Below are 16,321 nucleotides of genomic sequence, written 5' to 3' on the forward strand. Positions count from 1 at the left end.
GAAAATCGGTAAACCAAGTTTGCCGATTTAATGGGAATTCGTCAGCGTTGGAGAGCTGAGGCAGTCTGTAAAACTGTTACTTGCGTTGAGAAAGTTCGAATCTTTCAATTCCCACAAAAGTGTTTATAGTGTAACGGCTCGCACGAGAGGTATATCCTCTAAGATCAAGTTCGACTCTTGATAAACACTTAAAGGAATAGTAGCAAAGTTGGTCAATGCGTCAGACTGAAAATCCAAAAATATAGGTTCGATTCCTATCTGTTCCACATTAAAATATCAAGCTAGTCTTGTTGGGTGTTTCGGTATAGCACTATTGTATAAAACGTTGCAGAAACGCATCATGTTTTTATGTTCAACTAGACTTGAAGGTTTGGGTTTAATCCAAAAAAATCCACCAGTTCTATGTACGTGAGTTCGAATCTCACCTTCTCTGAAATGAAGAAGTAGCTTAGCGGTGAAGCAGTAGATCGTAGCTGTCATCGGTTCGAATCCGGTCTTTAACTTAGGAAATCCTTGGTTATTGTAGCTCAGTTTGGTTAGAGCACTACTCTGTTAAAGTAGGTTATGGACTTATAATCCATCAACACCAAAGCTTATCATCTTGTAAAACTGATAGCCATGTAGTTTGTCTCTCTACTCTAAAAAAATTGACAATAATAGTGGATTGCAAATTGGCTTTAAATTTTTGCTTTCGTGAGAATGAGAAAATTGAAGCAATCTGGATAGTACTTTGAAATACTGATTTTTAATTGTTAGATATAACACGTGTTTTGTTTTCAGGTTTTAAAACGACGTATCAAATTATTGATATGGGCTTTTGATTTCTCAATACATAACACAAATTATTGAGGCTTTTAATATGAGTATTTCCGTACTAGAAAGATGATTTGTAATCTGCTGTTTTTTTAAATAACGATGAATCGCGTGAAGGATAGAAGTGGCATCCTTTTTTGATTTTTTTCAAAAAAGATATAACGGATAGCCTGTTGCATTTTTTATGCACACGCCCAAAATATACTTTAAATCATAACAAACTCGTAGTTATGAATTGAAGTTGGTAACCCTTCCTTTACAGGTTTTACCAGTTCCTTAATTGGAAAAATTTAATGTTTAATTTAAAAATTAGAAATGATGAAACGAGTAAGAATTAATGCAGGAAAAGTAGGTTTGGTTTTCAAAAATGGTAACTATTTAAAAGTAATTACCGAAGGAAAACACTGGTTAGGTTTTAATCAACGTGTGTTGGTTTATGACCTTGCGAACACCTTTGCGACTCCTATAGCGTTAGAGCTCTTACTAAAAGACAAAACGTTGGAAGCGATGTTAGATGTGATTGAGGTTAAAGACGGTGAACTGGTTTTGGTTTACGAAAAAGGTAACTTTAAAAACACACTTGCTGCTGGACGCTATGTGTACTGGAAGGGTTTGATTGAACGTGAATTTGTTCGTGCAGATTTAAGCAAAATTTATATTACTGAGAAGATTGACAAAGCATTATTCAGCAATTATGAATTGAGCAAATACATTAGAACTTTTGAGGTTTCGGCTTACGAAAAAGCTGTGCTTTTAGTTGATGATGTATATACAAAGACGCTTGACGGCGGAACTTACAGATTCTGGAGAAATGACACAACAATTAAAATTGCAAAGGCTGATTTGCGTCAGTTGCAATTAGAAATTGCTGGACAAGAATTGTTAACCAAAGATAAAGCTGCAATTCGTATAAACTTTTATACACAGTATAAAGTTACAGATATTGAAAAAGCTTTACTTGAAAACAAGGATTACGAAAAGCAATTATACATTGCTATGCAATTGGTACTACGTGCTTATGTTGGTACGTATACTTTAGATGAGCTTTTAGAACGTAAAGAGAATATTGCGGAAGCGGTTTTTGAAAACGTTAAAACTAGTGCAACTAAATTAGGTGTTACGGTTTTAAACTGTGGTATTAGAGATGTGATTTTAACTGGAGAAATGAAAGAGATTATGAATCAGGTTCTAGTCGCACAAAAGAAAGCTCAAGCAAACGTTATTATGAGACGTGAAGAAACTGCTTCTACTCGTAGCTTGCTAAATACGGCAAAGTTAATGGAAGAGAATGACATGCTGTACAAGCTAAAAGAAATGGAGTATGTGGAAAAAATCGCTGAGAAAATTGGTGAAATCACAGTTTCAAATAATGGTGGTGTTGTTACACAATTGAAAGAGATTTTCTCTGTAAAATAAGTGGTGTTTAATAGATGCGTTAGTGTAAAAAGCTAACGCATTTTTTATTAAACATTCTGCATAAACCCTTCACACTTTTCAACCATATTTTTACTTCCGCAAATAAAAGGTGCTCGTTGATGAAGTTCTGTAGGTTCAATATCCATTATTCTTGTAAAACCATCACTTGCTTTTCCATTTGCTTGTTCTGCTAAAAATGCCATAGGATTACATTCGTATAACAACCTTAATTTTCCATTAGGGTTTTTAGAGCTTTTTGGGTATAAATAAATACCGCCTTTTATCATATTTCTATGAAAATCGGAGACTAAAGATCCTATGTATCTAGAGGTATAAGGTCTATCGTCTTCTTCTTGCTGGCAATATTTAATATAATTTTTTACGCCCTGTGGGAAATGAATATAATTGCCTTCGTTTACAGAATAAATCGTGCCATCCTCAGGAAATTGCATATCTGGATGCGATAAATAAAACGACCCAATGGCCGGATTTAAAGTAAAACCATTAACACCATCGCCTGTAGTGTAAACCAACATGGTAGACGTACCATAAACCACATAACCGGCAGCAACTTGCTGACTTCCTTTTTGTAGAAAATCCTTTAAAGTTACAGGTGTTCCAACAGGAGTAACGCGTCTATAAATTGAAAAAATGGTCCCTACAGAAACATTCACATCAATATTTGAGGAGCCATCTAATGGGTCAATTAAAACAACATATTTATTTTGATGGTTTTCATCTTGACTATTAATAGCAATAAAATCATCTTCTTCTTCACTGGCAATTCCACAAACAATATTCCTGTTAGTTAGGGTTTGTATAAACTTATCATTGGCATAAACATCTAATTTTTGCTGATCTTCACCTTGAATATTGGTATCGCCTATAGCGCCTATAATATCAACCAAACCAGCTTTATTAACTTCATGATTTACAACTTTAGCGGCTAATCTTATGGAATTTATTAAACTGGATAATTCTCCTGATGAATATTTAAACGATGTCTGATTTTCGATAATAAATTCTCCTAAAGTCTGTTTTTTATGCGTCATAAATAAAAGTTGATTTGTTTGTACAAATATCTTATAAATTTTAACTAACTACAACGTTTTCGCTGAAGAATACTCTATGATATATTCAACTTTAAACTATATTTGAAATATTTTAAAAATATTATGAATTTCACAATAAGAGAAGCTAGAAAAAATGATATGCCACAAGTGCATAGCCTAATAAAGGAATTGGCTGAATTTGAAAAAGAAGCTCATGCTGTTGAAGTTACTGTAGCCGATTTAGAAAATGATGGCTTTGGAAAACATCCTGCTTTTCATTGTTTTGTTGCAGAAATAAACTCTAAAGTTGAAGGCATTGCTTTGGTTTATAATAGATATTCTACCTGGAAAGGAAAAATTATACACTTAGAAGATTTAATTGTTAGTCAATCTATGCGAGGTTCTGGTATTGGTACAGCGCTTTTAGACGAAGTAGTAAAATATGCGTATAAGTTAGGAGTTAAGCGCATTAATTGGGAAGTTATAGATTGGAATGAACCAGCCATTGCATTTTACGAAAAAAAAGGTGCCAAAGTATTACGCGATTGGGATGTAGTTTGGCTAGATGAAATAGGTATTAATAATTATGTAGCTAATTTATAATATGCAAGTATTTAAGTTTGGTGGAGCTTCAGTAAAAGATGCAAAAGGGGTTAAAAACTTGGTGTCTGTATTACAAAAAGTAGGCTTTAAAAATACCCTTATTGTGGTTTCTGCCATGGGAAAAACCACTAATGCTTTAGAAGCTGTTATTAAAAATTATTTTGAAAACAAGAAGGAATTACAAAGCTCGCTTCAAGATGTAAAAAAATATCATAATGAAATTCTTTTAGATTTATTTGAAAACGAAAATCATCAAGCTTTTAAAAAAGTTGCTGCGCTTTTCAATGAATTAAATGATTTCCTAAAAACGAATAAATCACCTGATTATAATTTTGTTTACGATCAAACTATTGGTTTTGGTGAGTTAGTTTCAACAACTATTATTAGTGAGTATTTAAATGCCATTGGGTTACACAACAATTGGTTAGATGTTAGAGATTTTATTAAAACCGATAATTATTACAGGCGTGCAAATATTAATTGGGAAGCCACCCAAAGTTTAATATCATCAAACTTAAACCCATCTGTTTTAAATATTACTCAAGGCTTTTTAGGTAGCGACTCAAATAACTTTACAACTACACTTGGTAGAGAAGGTAGCGATTATACAGCCGCTATTTTTGCCTATTGTTTAAATGCAGAACGTGTAACTATTTGGAAAGATGTTCCAGGTGTATTAAATGCAGACCCGCGTTATTTTGATAATGCCAAATTATTAAACAAAATATCGTATACCGAAGCTATAGAGTTGGCCTTTTATGGAGCGTCGGTAATTCATCCAAAAACATTACAACCTTTACAGGGAAAAGAAATTCCGCTATATGTTAAATCGTTTTTAAATCCTGAAGCCTCTGGAACAAGAATAGGTAAAAATGTAACTCTTGAACCTATGATTCCTTGTTTTATTGTAAAGAAAAACCAAATATTGATTTCATTATCATCATTAGATTTTTCATATATCGTTGAAGAAAATATTAGTGAGATTTTCAATCTTTTACATCATTACAAAATGAAGGTTGATGTTATTCAAAATTCAGCCATTAGTTTTTCAGTTTGTGTTGATAATATTTATAATAATCTAGATAAATTATTACATCATTTAAAAGCAAAATTTAAAGTAACATACAATGAAAATGTTTCTCTTTATACTATTAGGCATTATAATGAACAGGCCATTAATCAAATTGAAACAGGTAAAACCGTGTTATTAAAACAATTAACTCAAGAAACCGTTCAAATAGTAACTAAATAGTTTATTTAGTACATTTACCGCATGACCAAACAACAAGATACCGGGTTAGTAACTGCCAAAGAAGTGGCTAAAGCCATTCAATTAGACAAGTATGGTTTTATTGGTACTTTTGTTGGCTGGCTTTTAATGAAACTGCTTAAAATTTCTAAGCTTAATAAAATTTATAATCGCAATAAACATTTAGAAGAATTGCCTTTTTTAAATGCGATTTTAAATGACTTTCAAATTAAATTTGAAATCCCTGAAGAAGATTTAAAACGTTTACCAAAAGATGGTGCTTACATTACCATTTCTAATCATCCTCTTGGTGGTATTGATGGTATTTTGCTATTAAAATTAATGTTAGAGCAACGCAAAGATTTTAAAATAATTGCCAACTTTTTATTACACAGAATTGAGCCTTTAAAGCCATACATTATGCCTGTAAATCCTTTTGAAGACAGGAAAGATGTTAAGTCTAGTGTAACAGGTTTTAAGAATTCTATTTTACATTTAAAAGACGGACATCCTCTTGGTATTTTTCCTGCTGGAGAAGTATCAACATATCGTGATGGTAAATTGGTAGTTGATAAACCTTGGGAAGAAGCTGCTATGAAATTAATAAAGAAAGCAGAAGTTCCTGTAGTTCCTATTTACTTTCATGCCAAAAACAGTAAGCTATTTTATAAGCTTTCAAAAATTAATGACACGTTTAGAACAGCTAAATTACCTTCGGAATTATTAACTCAAAAAAGACGTGTTATAAAGGTTAGGATTGGCAGACCTATTTCTGTTGACGACCAAAAAGAGCATACGGCTATAGATGAATTTTCAGAATTTTTAAGAAAAAAAACTTATATGTTATCTAATTCTTTCGAGGATAAATCGAAAATATTAGATAATATTTCTTCTACTTTAAAAGCGCCTAAAGCACCAAAAAGTATTGTCACTCCAGTTGATACTACGTTAATGACTAAAGAGGTTGATGCGCTTCGAGAAAATGATTCCAGACTTTTAGAAAGTAAAAATTACGAGGTGTTTTTAGCACAAGCAGATAAAATTCCTAATGTTTTACGAGAAATAGGACGTTTACGAGAAATTACATTTAGAGAAGTTGGTGAAGGCACAAACGAAGCTATAGATTTAGATACTTTTGATAATTATTACCACCATATGTTTTTATGGGATAATGAACGAAAATTGCTTGCCGGTGCTTACAGAATGGGATTAGGTTCCAAAATATATGAGCAATTTGGTATTGATGGTTTTTACCTTCAAGACTTGTTTAGGTTTGAACCCGAATTGCATAAAATGATGAGCCAGTCTATAGAAATGGGACGCGCATTCATCATTAAAGAATATCAACAAAAACCAATGCCTTTATTTTTACTTTGGAAAGGTATTGTGCATACTACTTTACGCCACCCAGAACATAAATATTTAATTGGTGGGGTTAGTATTAGTAATCAGTTTTCAAATTTCTCAAAATCCTTGATGATTGAGTTTATGAAATCGCATTACTACGACCCATACATTGCCCAATATGTTCGTCCTAAAAAAGAGTTTAAAGTAAAGCTTAAAGACGCCGATAAGGACTTTGTTTTTGATGAAACCGAAGCCGATTTAAACAAGTTTGACAAATTTATTGATGAAATAGAACCAGGAGCATTACGTTTACCGGTTTTACTTAAAAAATACATTAAACAAAATGCTAAACTGGTAGCGTTTAATGTAGATCCTTTGTTCAACAATTCGGTTGATGGTTTAATGTACATTAAAATTGCCGATTTACCCGAAAGCACTGTTCGCCCTGTTATGGAAGAGTTTCAGGCAGAATTGGAACGTAAGTTTGCTGAAAATAATGGTGGTTAAACTACTTTTGAAGAGTTAAATATTTTTCTAAAAACTCTTTGTTTGTTTATTTAGTATTTTATTTAGGTTTTGACTACCGCTCAACTTGACATTTAACTTAGTATTTTACTTCGTCTTTCTAAAAGCTGGTTGTCGTACCATCTTCCTTTTAATTTTCCAATTTTTTCGCGAACACCAACAATTCTAAATCCACATTTTTGATGCAGATTAATACTCGCTAGATTTTCACTAAAAATATTAGCTTGTAAGGTCCAAAAACCTGCGTCCTCACTTTCTTTAATTAACTTACTCAGTAGTAATTCTCCAATATGATGTCCTCTAAATGCTTCTGAAATATATACGCTAACCTCTGCAACCCCTTTATAAACTTCTCGTTTTGAAACTGCTGACAAAACAGCAAATCCAATAACATTCTCTTTATAAACAGCAACTATTCTGCATTTAGAAATGTATTTGTTATCCCATTTTTCCCAATCAGGGCATTCAGTTTCAAAAGTTGCAATACCCGTAGTAATACCTTCTTTATATATTTTTGAAACGGATAACCAATCGGTTTCTAATAATGGTCTAACAACAATTTCCATCTGGTGAACAACATGGTGCATCACTAGTAACTGTCTCTACTACTTCAGGAACAACACAAATTTCTTTTGCTTTACAATCTGTTTTTTCGATTGCTAATTTGATTATTAAATTATCATTCTGTATTTCAAAATCGTTAACAAATAATTGTGCAGTATGAAAGTTTGCATTGCTATATTCAAACTTAACTTCGGCATCTAGAACATAAGGTTTCATTTTTCCAACTTTTTTAAGAATGGCAAGAGCTTTAAAAGTAGACATATAATCTCTTTTTCCTAATTCCTCTGGGCTTTCCCATAATTGAATTATAGTTTCTTTCCAAGCATCGGTTTGCGAACCACAATCAACAGCATCTATAGCTATATGTTTTACTTCAGTTATGTGATAATTAGCTCCTACTAATAAATTTGGTGCATATTCAAATAATAAAGATTTCTCTTTGTTACCTTCTAGTAATGTGAATAATTCTTGTGTTTTCATGATATTAAATTTTTATATGCGTATTAGGTTTGTGGATTCCCGCTTTCTCGGGAATGACAAATAATGATTAACAACAATTAGATTTAGTTTTATTAAAAAAAGTGTTTAATTGGTTTTGTAAAGCAGTCCAACGTTCTACATTAATACAATAACACATGCTCTTACCTTCAACTTCACCAGTAAGTAACCCAATGCTTTTAAGTTCTTTTAAATGCTGAGAAATAGTGGCTTGGGCTAATCCAATTTCCTCAACCAAATCGCTACAAATACATGCATTTTGATTACTTATATACTGAAGTATAGCAACTCTTGCAGGATGCCCTAGCACTTTAAAAAACTGTGCTAAATCATTTTGGTGATCTGTAAATATTTGTGTTTTTGTTACACCCATGTTATTAATTATATATTGCAATGTTACGATGTTAAATTTAAATAAAAAAGTCAAAATTGATTTTTTTGACTTTTTATATATTATTTAATTAAAACCAAGGTTTTTTTCCAGCTTGGTAGGTGTTATAAAATTCTTCATCAGATTTTGTTAAATAGACTATGCCTTCAATTAATCCAATAACTCCAGTTATTCCAGCCCCTAAACCACAGGTAATAAAGCCTAAAACAAAAGTAACAACTAACAAAATTATACCTTCCTTATTATAGCCTAGTATAAATTTATGTACTCCCAGAGACCCTAATAAAATTGCTAAAACACCAGCTAAGATTTTTTTATTTTCTCCTGTTACATTATCGAAAGTTTCTTTAGCGTTTTCTGCAAACTCTGAAGCTGTTTCTTTCGCCTCATCTGCAAATTCTTTAGCCTTTTCTTTTGCTTCTTCAGCAAATTCTTCAGCTTTATCGGCAGCTTTTTTTGCGCCTTCTTTTGCATCACCTAACATATCATTTAGGTCGTCGCTTAAATTTTTTTCATCTGACATAATAGTTATTTTTTTAATTAGTGGTTTTAAAGGTAATAAAAAATTAAACTCACTTTAACTATAGGTCATTCAAAATATAATAACGTTACAAATAAATTATCTAAACAATAAAATAATGCCTCCAATAGCAGTGACTATTAAAATAAAACGTCTGTAATTTACATTAGAAATGAGCTTCACTATACGTGCGCCAATAAAAAAACCAATGATTACTGCTGGTACTAAAACCGAATTGAGTACTAGTGTTTCTGGAGTAACTGTTTTCCAAACAAAAATATGAAATGGTAATTTGAATACATTTATTATAAAAAACAACCATGCAGCCGTACCAATAAATTCATTTTTTGGGAAACGCATAGCTAGGAAATAAATATTGGCCACTGGGCCTGCCAAATTACCAATCATAGTTGTGAATCCTGCCAAAAAACCCATAGTACCAGAAAACAGCTTACTTTTAGGAACACTGTTAGAGTTTTTGTGTTCAGAATATATCATTAGCAATACTGAACCAATTATAATAATTGCCATGAGCCTTTTAAAAATACGTTCTGAAATTTCATCGCCTACCCAAACACCTACTAAAACACCAATTATCATCCAAGGTATAAGCTTTTTTATGTACTTCCAATTGGCATGTCTGTTATAATAGGTAACTGCAAAAACATCGGCAGTAATTAACATGGGCAGCAAAATACCTGTTGATGCTTTTTCTCCAAAAACAAAGGCTAGAATAACAACAATAATAATACCTATGCCTTTTATTCCGGATTTAGATAAACCCAATAAAAAAACTGCAATACCAACAGCTACCCATTGTATTGCAGTTAAATTAAAAGATTGTAGTATTTCTATATAAGACAATTAGAGTTTTGTTTTTAAGTGAAAACTTAAATTTTAAACAATAAAAGTACAAAATAGGTTTCGACTGCGCTCAACCTAACACGGTAAGTTGTTTTTAATTTATCAAAAAGCAGTATCTATAGGCTCCCAAAGCTCAATTTTATTTCCGTCGTTATCTAAAATCCAACCAAACTTTCCATATTCATATTCTTCAACTTCTCCAACAACAGTTACGCCTTCTTCTTTTAAAGCTTTTAATAGCTCATGTAAATTTTCAACACGATAATTAAACATGAAATCTTTTTTGGAAGGCTCATAATATTTGGTGTCTTCTGTAAACGGACTCCATTGTGTTGAACACTTTTTTCCTTCATTATCTTTCCACCAAAATGTACATCCGTAATCATCGGTATTAAAACCTAAGTGTTTTTTGTACCAATCTTTTGTAGCTTTAGGATCTTTGGTTTTAAAAAATAATCCGCCTATTCCTGTTACTCGTTTTTTCATTTTATATCCTTGAAGTTAATCGTTTTTTTTTTACTTTAAAACTTGATTTATGGATTCCCATTTTAACGGGAATGACAATTTAAACCGAAACCTCGATTTAATCGAGAAGTTATTTTTTAATTACACATGTTGATCGATAAGTATTGTATTTCCATCTGGATCATACATTACAATACTAGCAGGACCAGAAGTAGATTCATCGGCTTCTCTTTCTAATTTTATATTGTTATTTTTCAAATGTTTTTGAATTGCTCTTACATCATCAAAAGGTTCTACTTTATTAGCGTTTTCATCCCAACCTGGATTAAAAGTTAAAATGTTATTTTCAAACATGCCTTGAAACAGACCAATAAGTGCGTTGCCATTTTTCATGATTAAATAGTTTTTCTCCATTTGACCTGCATATACAGAAAACCCAAGTGTTTCGTAAAATTCTTTTGAAGCCTTAATATCTTTAACACTAAGACTTGCTGAAAATGCTCCTAATTTCATAATTCAAGTTTTTGTTGATTATTTTTTATTGCTGTTTAATTCGATGTATCTATTTGTTTTTTTAAGGTCTCATTGAACTCACATTTAATAATCTTTTTTAACGAGAAGATTTATTTATGTTCGTTTCATAAATATTAATCCATTCGTCAACGGTTATTTTTTTGGTTAATTCAGCTATTAATTCATAAGGTATTTGATCTATTTTTTTAAACCGAATGCAACTTTTACCCATATCTAATTTTGTTTTACAATGTTTTGGGTATTCTTTTACAAACCAATCATGCAACTCTGGCTTTGAATAGATACCCATATGATAAAGGTTAACAGAGTTTTTTTGTGATGCAAAACTCATAAAAGGTAAAGGCTCTTTAGGATTACAATGATAACCATCTGGATAAACCGAATGTGGCACAAAATAACCTATCATATCATATTGTATACCTTCTTCAAAACCTTTTGGCAAATTATCATTAATAGCTTTTCGCAGCTTTTTTAAGGTTACTTGGCGCTCTTCTGGAACCTGACTTATATAATCTTCTGGTGATGTTGCTTTATACTGCATATTATTTACGTTGAAGAATTAATCCTGAAATTAAAGATATAACAAAACCTATAAGCACCACAGTAAAAAACATTAAAAAAGCCATAAATCCAGAACCTCCATAATCTTGCATTTGCTGAGTAAGTTCAGCTTTTTTAGTTTGAAATTCCTCAGGTGATAATGTTTTTTCCATAGTTTTTAAACTGGTTTCTAAATACTCATTAGCAAAATCTGGATTAATTATTGTTGTATAAATATAATCTGCAATTCCAACTCCAACTCCAACTAAAACTGATATTAATACTCCTATTGCTAGTGACTTTCCAATTGATAAAACACCATTGTTTACATGATCTCGATAATGTTTTATTCCAAAAAAAACAAAGGATAAACATGCAACCATAGAAACATAACCTAGAACTTCTTGTGTTGAATAACTTAACCCTTTACCTAATAAAATTGCAGCTAAAAAAAGTATAATACCCGTGATTAAACCATATAATCCATACTTAATAATTGTGTTTTTCATAAAATTCGTTTTTAAGATTGATTAAGTAAAAGTAGATTTTACGGGGAATATTGAAGTCATACTAAAGTACCAAAACACTCATATTTAAGTCTAAAAATAACAATTTTAAATAATTTGTAGAGATTTTGCTATTTGCAACGCTTGTGTACGCCGTTTTGCATTTAGCTTAACTAGTAAATTTGAAACATGGGTTTTTATAGTACTTTCTGAAAGAAATAATTTATCTGCTATTTCTTTGTTTGATAAACCTTCTGAAATAGATTGAAGCACCTCATATTCGCGCGGTGTAATTTCTAGTTCAGATATTTTTTTGTGGTTTATTTCTTTAGAATCTACAACCGATTTATGAAGACTTTTTTTATTAATATAAATGCCTACAATAAAAAACACAATAGCTATGATTGCAACAGCAAATTCCATTTTTAAATTTCCAGAATTTATAGAGTAACTACTAATTTGAAATAGTAGTATTAATGACAAAATAAGCAGTGAAAAAACAAGAACAGTTTTCTTCATGCTTTAAAATTAACAAAAATCTATGTCAGTTTGAGTGATTTTGATAAAATCAAAATTGTATCGAAAACAAATAGTGTTATAACTTCTCGATACGATTCCGAGTAAAAACGGAATCACTCGAAGTGACAAAATTTCGCTTTAATTTTATCTACAATGGTTTGTGCTAGCTTTTCTTTGCTTTCAATAGTCCAACCTGCAACATGTGGTGTTAATAACACATTTTCAGCATGTATTAAATATTGAAATGCCTCTGGCATCTCGACTGCGCTCGATGTGACATCTTTTTTAAAAAGGTTCTCAAATGATGCTTTTTCATATTCTAAAACATCGAGTCCTGCACCTAAAATTTTACCAGATTTTAATGCCGAAACTAAATCTTTTGTTACTACACTTTTACCTCTTGCTGTATTAAAAAACCAAAATGGCTTACTAAATTGATTAATAAATTCTTGATTAATCATGTTAAGCGTAAGTGGTGTTTGTGGAGTGTGTAAACTAACAACATCTGCTTTTTCTTGAAATCCTGTTAATGATACTTGTTTTGCATTGGCATCTCCAACATTAGGTTTAATATCGTAGCACAACACCTCAACATCAAAACCACGTAGTTTTTTAGCAAAGGCTTTACCCATGTTGCCATAGCCAATAAGTCCAACTGTTTTACCATCTAATTCTATACCTCTATTGTCTTCTCGTAGCCACTTACCTTGGCGAACCTCGCTATCAGCTTTATTAAGTTTATTGAATAATGATAATAACATACCTAACGTATGTTCGCCTACAGCATTTCGGTTTCCTTCTGGTGCAGAAATTAAATACACGCCTTTTTGTTGAGCATAATCACAATCTATATTTTCTAAACCTGCACCAACGCGACCTATAAATTTTAAGTTTTTTGCAGCATCTAGAAATTGTTTATCGATAGAAAAACGACTTCTTATAATAATACCATCATACTTATGGATTTTAGTCTCAATTTCTTTTTTGGAAGATGTGTAATCTTCATCATTATTAAACCCTAGAGTGTTTAATTGATTAATTAATAATTCGTGATTTGTATCGAGGTGAAGGATTTTCATGTCTTAAAATTAGTCTGTAAAATTACGAAGTTTTGCGTTAGCGATTGAAATGGCATCCTTTTTTGAGATACGAAAAAAAGATATAATGAAAAGCGCGACCCTTGTGGTAACGCCCAAATATTAAATACCTAGAATTAATTTGGCTATCCAGAAGTAAATGAGGATACCAAAAATATCGTTACTGGTTGTTATAAAAGGCCCTGTGGCTATGGCAGGATCTATACCTCGTTTATTTAAAAATAAAGGTACAAATGTGCCGATTAAACCTGCAACAATAATTACAACTACTAGTGATACCGAAATAGCAAAAGCAGTATTTATTTCACCTTTGGAGATCCAAACAAAAACAAATAGAAAAAGTGCTAGGATAAAACCATTTAATGCTGCTAAAAGCATTTCTTTTATTAAACGACTATTTATACTTCCTTTTACATCGTCGTTTGCTAAACCTTGTACAATTATAGCACTTGATTGCACCCCAACATTTCCCGCCATTGCAGCTATTAGTGGCGTAAAAAAGAATAATACAGCATATTTATTAAACGTATCTTGAAAACCTTCCATAATTAAAAAGGCACCTATACCACCTACTAAACCTAAAAACAGCCATGGCAAACGTGCTCTTGTAAGTTGTAAAATACTATCATCTGCTTCTACATCTCCTGTAATACCAGCTGCTAATTGGTAATCTTTATCGGCTTCTTCTTTTAAAACGTCTACAATATCATCAATGGTAACTCGCCCTAAAAGTGTTTTGTTTTCATCAACTACAGGTATGGCTTCTAAATCGTATTTAGCCATAACTTTTGCTACTTCTTCAACATCTTCATTTACATCAACATAATCTACATTAGATATATAAATATCTGCTATTTTTTGCTCGTTTTTGGCTGTAATTAAATCTTTTAAAGAAAGGCGCCCTATCAGTTTATCTTGCTTGTCTACTACGTAAATGGAATGTACTCTGGTAACATCTTTTGCTTGTCCTCTAATTCTACGAAGGCATCCGGCAACTGTCCAGGTTTCATAAACTTTAACCAACTCTTTTGCCATAAGTCCACCTGCTGTATCTTCGTCATAGGCAAGAAGTTCTGTAATTTCAGCTTTATGCTCTTCGTCTTCAATTTGAGCTATTACAGCTTGTTGACGTTCTTCTGGTAACTCTGAAATAATATCGGCAGCATCATCGGTATCTAACTCCTCTACTTCTTCAGCGATTTCTTTAACCGAAAGGTTTTTTAAGACCTTTTCTCGGTTATCTTCATCAAGCTCCATTAAGATATCTGAAGTCGTTTCAGAATCCAGAAGTTTAATAACATACATCGCCTCTTCTAGATTTATTTCATCTAAAATTTCAGCAATATCTGCATAGTGAAACTCATCTAACAACACTTTTAGGTCCTTATCTTTTTGTTCTTCAATAAGACCTTGTACTTGCTCTAGAAGTTCTTTTGTTAAATTGAATTGTATGTTTTCTTTTTCTTCTAACAAATTGAAAACTTTAAAAAGGTTTAAACGTCTGTTTCAATTAATTGTGTAAGCTCTATGAACTCTTTTACATTTAATTGCTCCGGACGCTTGCCAAATATACTATTTGCTTTTAAATTATCTGATAAATTAAATGTTTTTAAACTGTTACGAAGTGTTTTTCTGCGCTGTTGAAATGCTGCTTTCACTACTTTAAAGAAAAGTTTCTCATTACATGCTAAGTTATAATCTTCTTTTCTTGTAAGTCTTAAAACTCCTGAATCTACTTTTGGTGGCGGATTAAAAACATTTGGCGGTACTGTAAATAAGTATTCTGCTTCATAAAATGCTTGAGTTAAAACAGATAAAATTCCATAAACTTTACTGCCTTCTTTTGAGCAAATGCGTTGTGCTACTTCTTTTTGAAACATTCCTGAAAACTCAGGAATTTGATCGCGCATTTCTAAGGTTTTAAATACTATTTGAGTTGAAATATTATATGGAAAATTACCAATTATTGCAAATGGTTCTTGCTTAAAAACTTCGTTTAAATCGTACTTTAAAAAGTCTTTTTCTATAATTCGTGGGGCAAGGTTTAAATAGTTTGCTTGTAAATATTCTACCGATTCGGTATCAATTTCTATAACGTATGTCGTGATATCCTTTTTGAGTAAATATTTGGTAAGCACACCCATGCCTGGACCAATTTCCAAAACATTTTTATAATCTTTTAGAGTTAATGTGTCTGCTATTTTTTGTGCCACAGATTCATCATTTAAAAAATGCTGCCCTAAGTGCTTTTTTGCTTTTACTTGATGTTGGTTTCTGTTATTTGCCACGAATTTTTGAATGTTTTATAACGTTACGAAGTTAATCTACTTAAACCTTCCGTTATTGTTTTTTTTAATTAAAATTGCATTTTCATGCCTTCATGTGATGCTGTAAACCCCAAACTTTGATAAAATTTTATGGCTTCTGGTCGTTTTTTGTCTGTAGTTAATTGCAAAATACAAGCTTTTTTTTCTTTTGCTCTATTAATTGCCCATTCGAACATATTCTTACCCAAACCTTGTCCTCTGTGATTTTTTTTAATTCTTACAGATTCTATTTGGGCTCTTAAGCTTCCTAATCGGTTTAAATATTGTATGTAAGTAAGTTGTAAAGTTCCTATTACTTCTTTGGTCTCATTTTCTACAACTATAAGTTCTTGGTTTTTATCGGCATTTATTTTTTTAAAAGCATCAATGTATAGTTTTGGCAATGGAATTTGATAATTCTCTCTTGTTTTACCAAGTTCGTCATCGGCCAACATTGCAACAATATCTGGCAAATCATTTTCTGTTGCTTTTCTAAATATCATATGTTTTTG

General features: G+C 31.6%; 19 protein-coding genes and 1 tRNA gene. 5 read left to right on the top strand and 15 right to left on the bottom strand.

Going from position 1 to position 16,321, the window contains the following annotated elements; all coding sequences use genetic code 11:
• Positions 1–193: 193 nt before the first annotated feature.
• Both MBM09_RS00825 and MBM09_RS00830 read left to right on the top strand, forming a co-directional pair.
• Positions 194–266, top strand: a tRNA-Phe gene (locus tag MBM09_RS00825).
• 865 nt (positions 267–1,131) lie between these two features.
• Complete coding sequence (locus MBM09_RS00830) at positions 1,132–2,229, top strand: slipin family protein (protein WP_238674955.1); 1,098 nt, start codon at positions 1,132–1,134, stop codon at positions 2,227–2,229.
• Between the two features lie 47 nt (positions 2,230–2,276).
• Here the strand turns inward: MBM09_RS00830 and fbp are convergent, their stop codons facing one another.
• Positions 2,277–3,281 (bottom strand): class 1 fructose-bisphosphatase, encoded by a 1,005-nt coding sequence (gene fbp, locus MBM09_RS00835; protein WP_238674956.1) that lies wholly within the window; start codon positions 3,279–3,281, stop codon positions 2,277–2,279.
• 123 nt (positions 3,282–3,404) lie between these two features.
• Here fbp and MBM09_RS00840 point away from each other — a divergent pair, with 123 nt between their 5' ends.
• The 3 genes from MBM09_RS00840 to MBM09_RS00850 are packed head-to-tail and all read left to right on the top strand — an operon-like array spanning position 3,405 to position 6,987.
• Positions 3,405–3,884 (top strand): GNAT family N-acetyltransferase, encoded by a 480-nt coding sequence (locus MBM09_RS00840; RefSeq protein WP_238674957.1) that lies wholly within the window; start codon positions 3,405–3,407, stop codon positions 3,882–3,884.
• A 1-nt stretch (position 3,885) separates the two neighbouring features.
• Complete coding sequence (locus MBM09_RS00845) at positions 3,886–5,136, top strand: aspartate kinase (protein WP_238674958.1); 1,251 nt, start codon at positions 3,886–3,888, stop codon at positions 5,134–5,136.
• Between the two features lie 21 nt (positions 5,137–5,157).
• Complete coding sequence (locus MBM09_RS00850; RefSeq protein ID WP_238674959.1) at positions 5,158–6,987, top strand: lysophospholipid acyltransferase family protein; 1,830 nt, start codon at positions 5,158–5,160, stop codon at positions 6,985–6,987.
• Between the two features lie 92 nt (positions 6,988–7,079).
• Here the strand turns inward: MBM09_RS00850 and MBM09_RS00855 are convergent, their stop codons facing one another.
• The 14 genes from MBM09_RS00855 to MBM09_RS00920 form a co-directional block, all read right to left on the bottom strand.
• A complete protein-coding gene (locus MBM09_RS00855; RefSeq protein ID WP_238674960.1) occupies positions 7,080–7,571 on the bottom strand; it encodes a GNAT family N-acetyltransferase in 492 nt (163 codons plus the stop codon).
• Complete coding sequence (locus MBM09_RS00860; RefSeq protein ID WP_238674961.1) at positions 7,555–8,049, bottom strand: DUF6428 family protein; 495 nt, start codon at positions 8,047–8,049, stop codon at positions 7,555–7,557. The genes MBM09_RS00855 and MBM09_RS00860 overlap by 17 nt, the downstream gene beginning before the upstream one ends.
• Before the next feature lie 67 nt (positions 8,050–8,116).
• Complete coding sequence (locus tag MBM09_RS00865) at positions 8,117–8,440, bottom strand: helix-turn-helix transcriptional regulator (protein ID WP_238676356.1); 324 nt, start codon at positions 8,438–8,440, stop codon at positions 8,117–8,119.
• An 88-nt stretch (positions 8,441–8,528) separates the two neighbouring features.
• On the bottom strand, positions 8,529–8,981 hold the full coding sequence (locus MBM09_RS00870; RefSeq protein ID WP_238674962.1) for a TM2 domain-containing protein: 453 nt from the start codon (positions 8,979–8,981) through the stop codon (positions 8,529–8,531).
• Positions 8,982–9,077: 96 nt separating this feature from the next.
• The gene (locus tag MBM09_RS00875; protein ID WP_238674963.1) at positions 9,078–9,842 is read right to left on the bottom strand and encodes a sulfite exporter TauE/SafE family protein; all 765 of its coding nucleotides are present in this window, start codon (positions 9,840–9,842) and stop codon (positions 9,078–9,080) included.
• Between the two features lie 102 nt (positions 9,843–9,944).
• Positions 9,945–10,328: a VOC family protein gene (locus tag MBM09_RS00880; RefSeq protein WP_238674964.1), complete on the bottom strand. Its 384-nt coding sequence runs from the start codon at positions 10,326–10,328 to the stop codon at positions 9,945–9,947.
• Positions 10,329–10,448: 120 nt separating this feature from the next.
• Positions 10,449–10,820, bottom strand: a complete 372-nt coding sequence (locus MBM09_RS00885; protein WP_238674965.1) for a VOC family protein — start codon at positions 10,818–10,820, stop codon at positions 10,449–10,451.
• Positions 10,821–10,917: 97 nt separating this feature from the next.
• Positions 10,918–11,382: a DUF1801 domain-containing protein gene (locus tag MBM09_RS00890; RefSeq protein WP_238674966.1), complete on the bottom strand. Its 465-nt coding sequence runs from the start codon at positions 11,380–11,382 to the stop codon at positions 10,918–10,920.
• Position 11,383: 1 nt separating this feature from the next.
• Positions 11,384–11,890: a DUF4199 domain-containing protein gene (locus tag MBM09_RS00895; RefSeq protein WP_238674967.1), complete on the bottom strand. Its 507-nt coding sequence runs from the start codon at positions 11,888–11,890 to the stop codon at positions 11,384–11,386.
• Positions 11,891–11,995: 105 nt separating this feature from the next.
• Complete coding sequence (locus MBM09_RS15925) at positions 11,996–12,406, bottom strand: response regulator transcription factor (protein WP_305070101.1); 411 nt, start codon at positions 12,404–12,406, stop codon at positions 11,996–11,998.
• A gap of 113 nt (positions 12,407–12,519) precedes the next feature.
• Complete coding sequence (locus tag MBM09_RS00905) at positions 12,520–13,485, bottom strand: 2-hydroxyacid dehydrogenase (protein ID WP_238674968.1); 966 nt, start codon at positions 13,483–13,485, stop codon at positions 12,520–12,522.
• Between the two features lie 120 nt (positions 13,486–13,605).
• On the bottom strand, positions 13,606–14,976 hold the full coding sequence (mgtE, locus tag MBM09_RS00910; RefSeq protein ID WP_238674969.1) for a magnesium transporter: 1,371 nt from the start codon (positions 14,974–14,976) through the stop codon (positions 13,606–13,608).
• Between the two features lie 20 nt (positions 14,977–14,996).
• Positions 14,997–15,791 carry a 16S rRNA (adenine(1518)-N(6)/adenine(1519)-N(6))-dimethyltransferase RsmA gene (gene rsmA, locus MBM09_RS00915; protein ID WP_238674970.1) on the bottom strand — a complete coding sequence of 265 codons (795 nt, stop codon included), beginning with the start codon at positions 15,789–15,791 and terminating at the stop codon, positions 14,997–14,999.
• A 68-nt stretch (positions 15,792–15,859) separates the two neighbouring features.
• Entirely contained in the window at positions 15,860–16,312 is a 453-nt protein-coding gene (locus MBM09_RS00920) for a GNAT family N-acetyltransferase (RefSeq protein WP_238674971.1), read from the bottom strand.
• Positions 16,313–16,321: the final 9 nt, after the last annotated feature.

Source organism: Flaviramulus sp. BrNp1-15 (assembly GCF_022259695.1).
GTDB lineage: Bacteria > Bacteroidota > Bacteroidia > Flavobacteriales > Flavobacteriaceae > BrNp1-15.

Bases quoted from the DNA above. Each gene is read 5' to 3' on its own strand.
- MBM09_RS00830 (WP_238674955.1), top strand. From the start codon at position 1,132: ATGAAACGAGTAAGAATTAATGCAGGAAAAGTAGGTTTGGTTTTCAAA.
- fbp (WP_238674956.1), bottom strand. From the start codon at position 3,281: ATGACGCATAAAAAACAGACTTTAGGAGAATTTATTATCGAAAATCAG.
- MBM09_RS00840 (WP_238674957.1), top strand. From the start codon at position 3,405: ATGAATTTCACAATAAGAGAAGCTAGAAAAAATGATATGCCACAAGTG.
- MBM09_RS00845 (WP_238674958.1), top strand. From the start codon at position 3,886: ATGCAAGTATTTAAGTTTGGTGGAGCTTCAGTAAAAGATGCAAAAGGG.
- MBM09_RS00850 (WP_238674959.1), top strand. From the start codon at position 5,158: ATGACCAAACAACAAGATACCGGGTTAGTAACTGCCAAAGAAGTGGCT.
- MBM09_RS00855 (WP_238674960.1), bottom strand. From the start codon at position 7,571: ATGGAAATTGTTGTTAGACCATTATTAGAAACCGATTGGTTATCCGTT.
- MBM09_RS00860 (WP_238674961.1), bottom strand. From the start codon at position 8,049: ATGAAAACACAAGAATTATTCACATTACTAGAAGGTAACAAAGAGAAA.
- MBM09_RS00865 (WP_238676356.1), bottom strand. From the start codon at position 8,440: ATGGGTGTAACAAAAACACAAATATTTACAGATCACCAAAATGATTTA.
- MBM09_RS00870 (WP_238674962.1), bottom strand. From the start codon at position 8,981: ATGTCAGATGAAAAAAATTTAAGCGACGACCTAAATGATATGTTAGGT.
- MBM09_RS00880 (WP_238674964.1), bottom strand. From the start codon at position 10,328: ATGAAAAAACGAGTAACAGGAATAGGCGGATTATTTTTTAAAACCAAA.
- MBM09_RS00885 (WP_238674965.1), bottom strand. From the start codon at position 10,820: ATGAAATTAGGAGCATTTTCAGCAAGTCTTAGTGTTAAAGATATTAAG.
- MBM09_RS00890 (WP_238674966.1), bottom strand. From the start codon at position 11,382: ATGCAGTATAAAGCAACATCACCAGAAGATTATATAAGTCAGGTTCCA.
- MBM09_RS00895 (WP_238674967.1), bottom strand. From the start codon at position 11,890: ATGAAAAACACAATTATTAAGTATGGATTATATGGTTTAATCACGGGT.
- MBM09_RS15925 (WP_305070101.1), bottom strand. From the start codon at position 12,406: ATGAAGAAAACTGTTCTTGTTTTTTCACTGCTTATTTTGTCATTAATA.
- MBM09_RS00905 (WP_238674968.1), bottom strand. From the start codon at position 13,485: ATGAAAATCCTTCACCTCGATACAAATCACGAATTATTAATTAATCAA.
- MBM09_RS00920 (WP_238674971.1), bottom strand. From the start codon at position 16,312: ATGATATTTAGAAAAGCAACAGAAAATGATTTGCCAGATATTGTTGCA.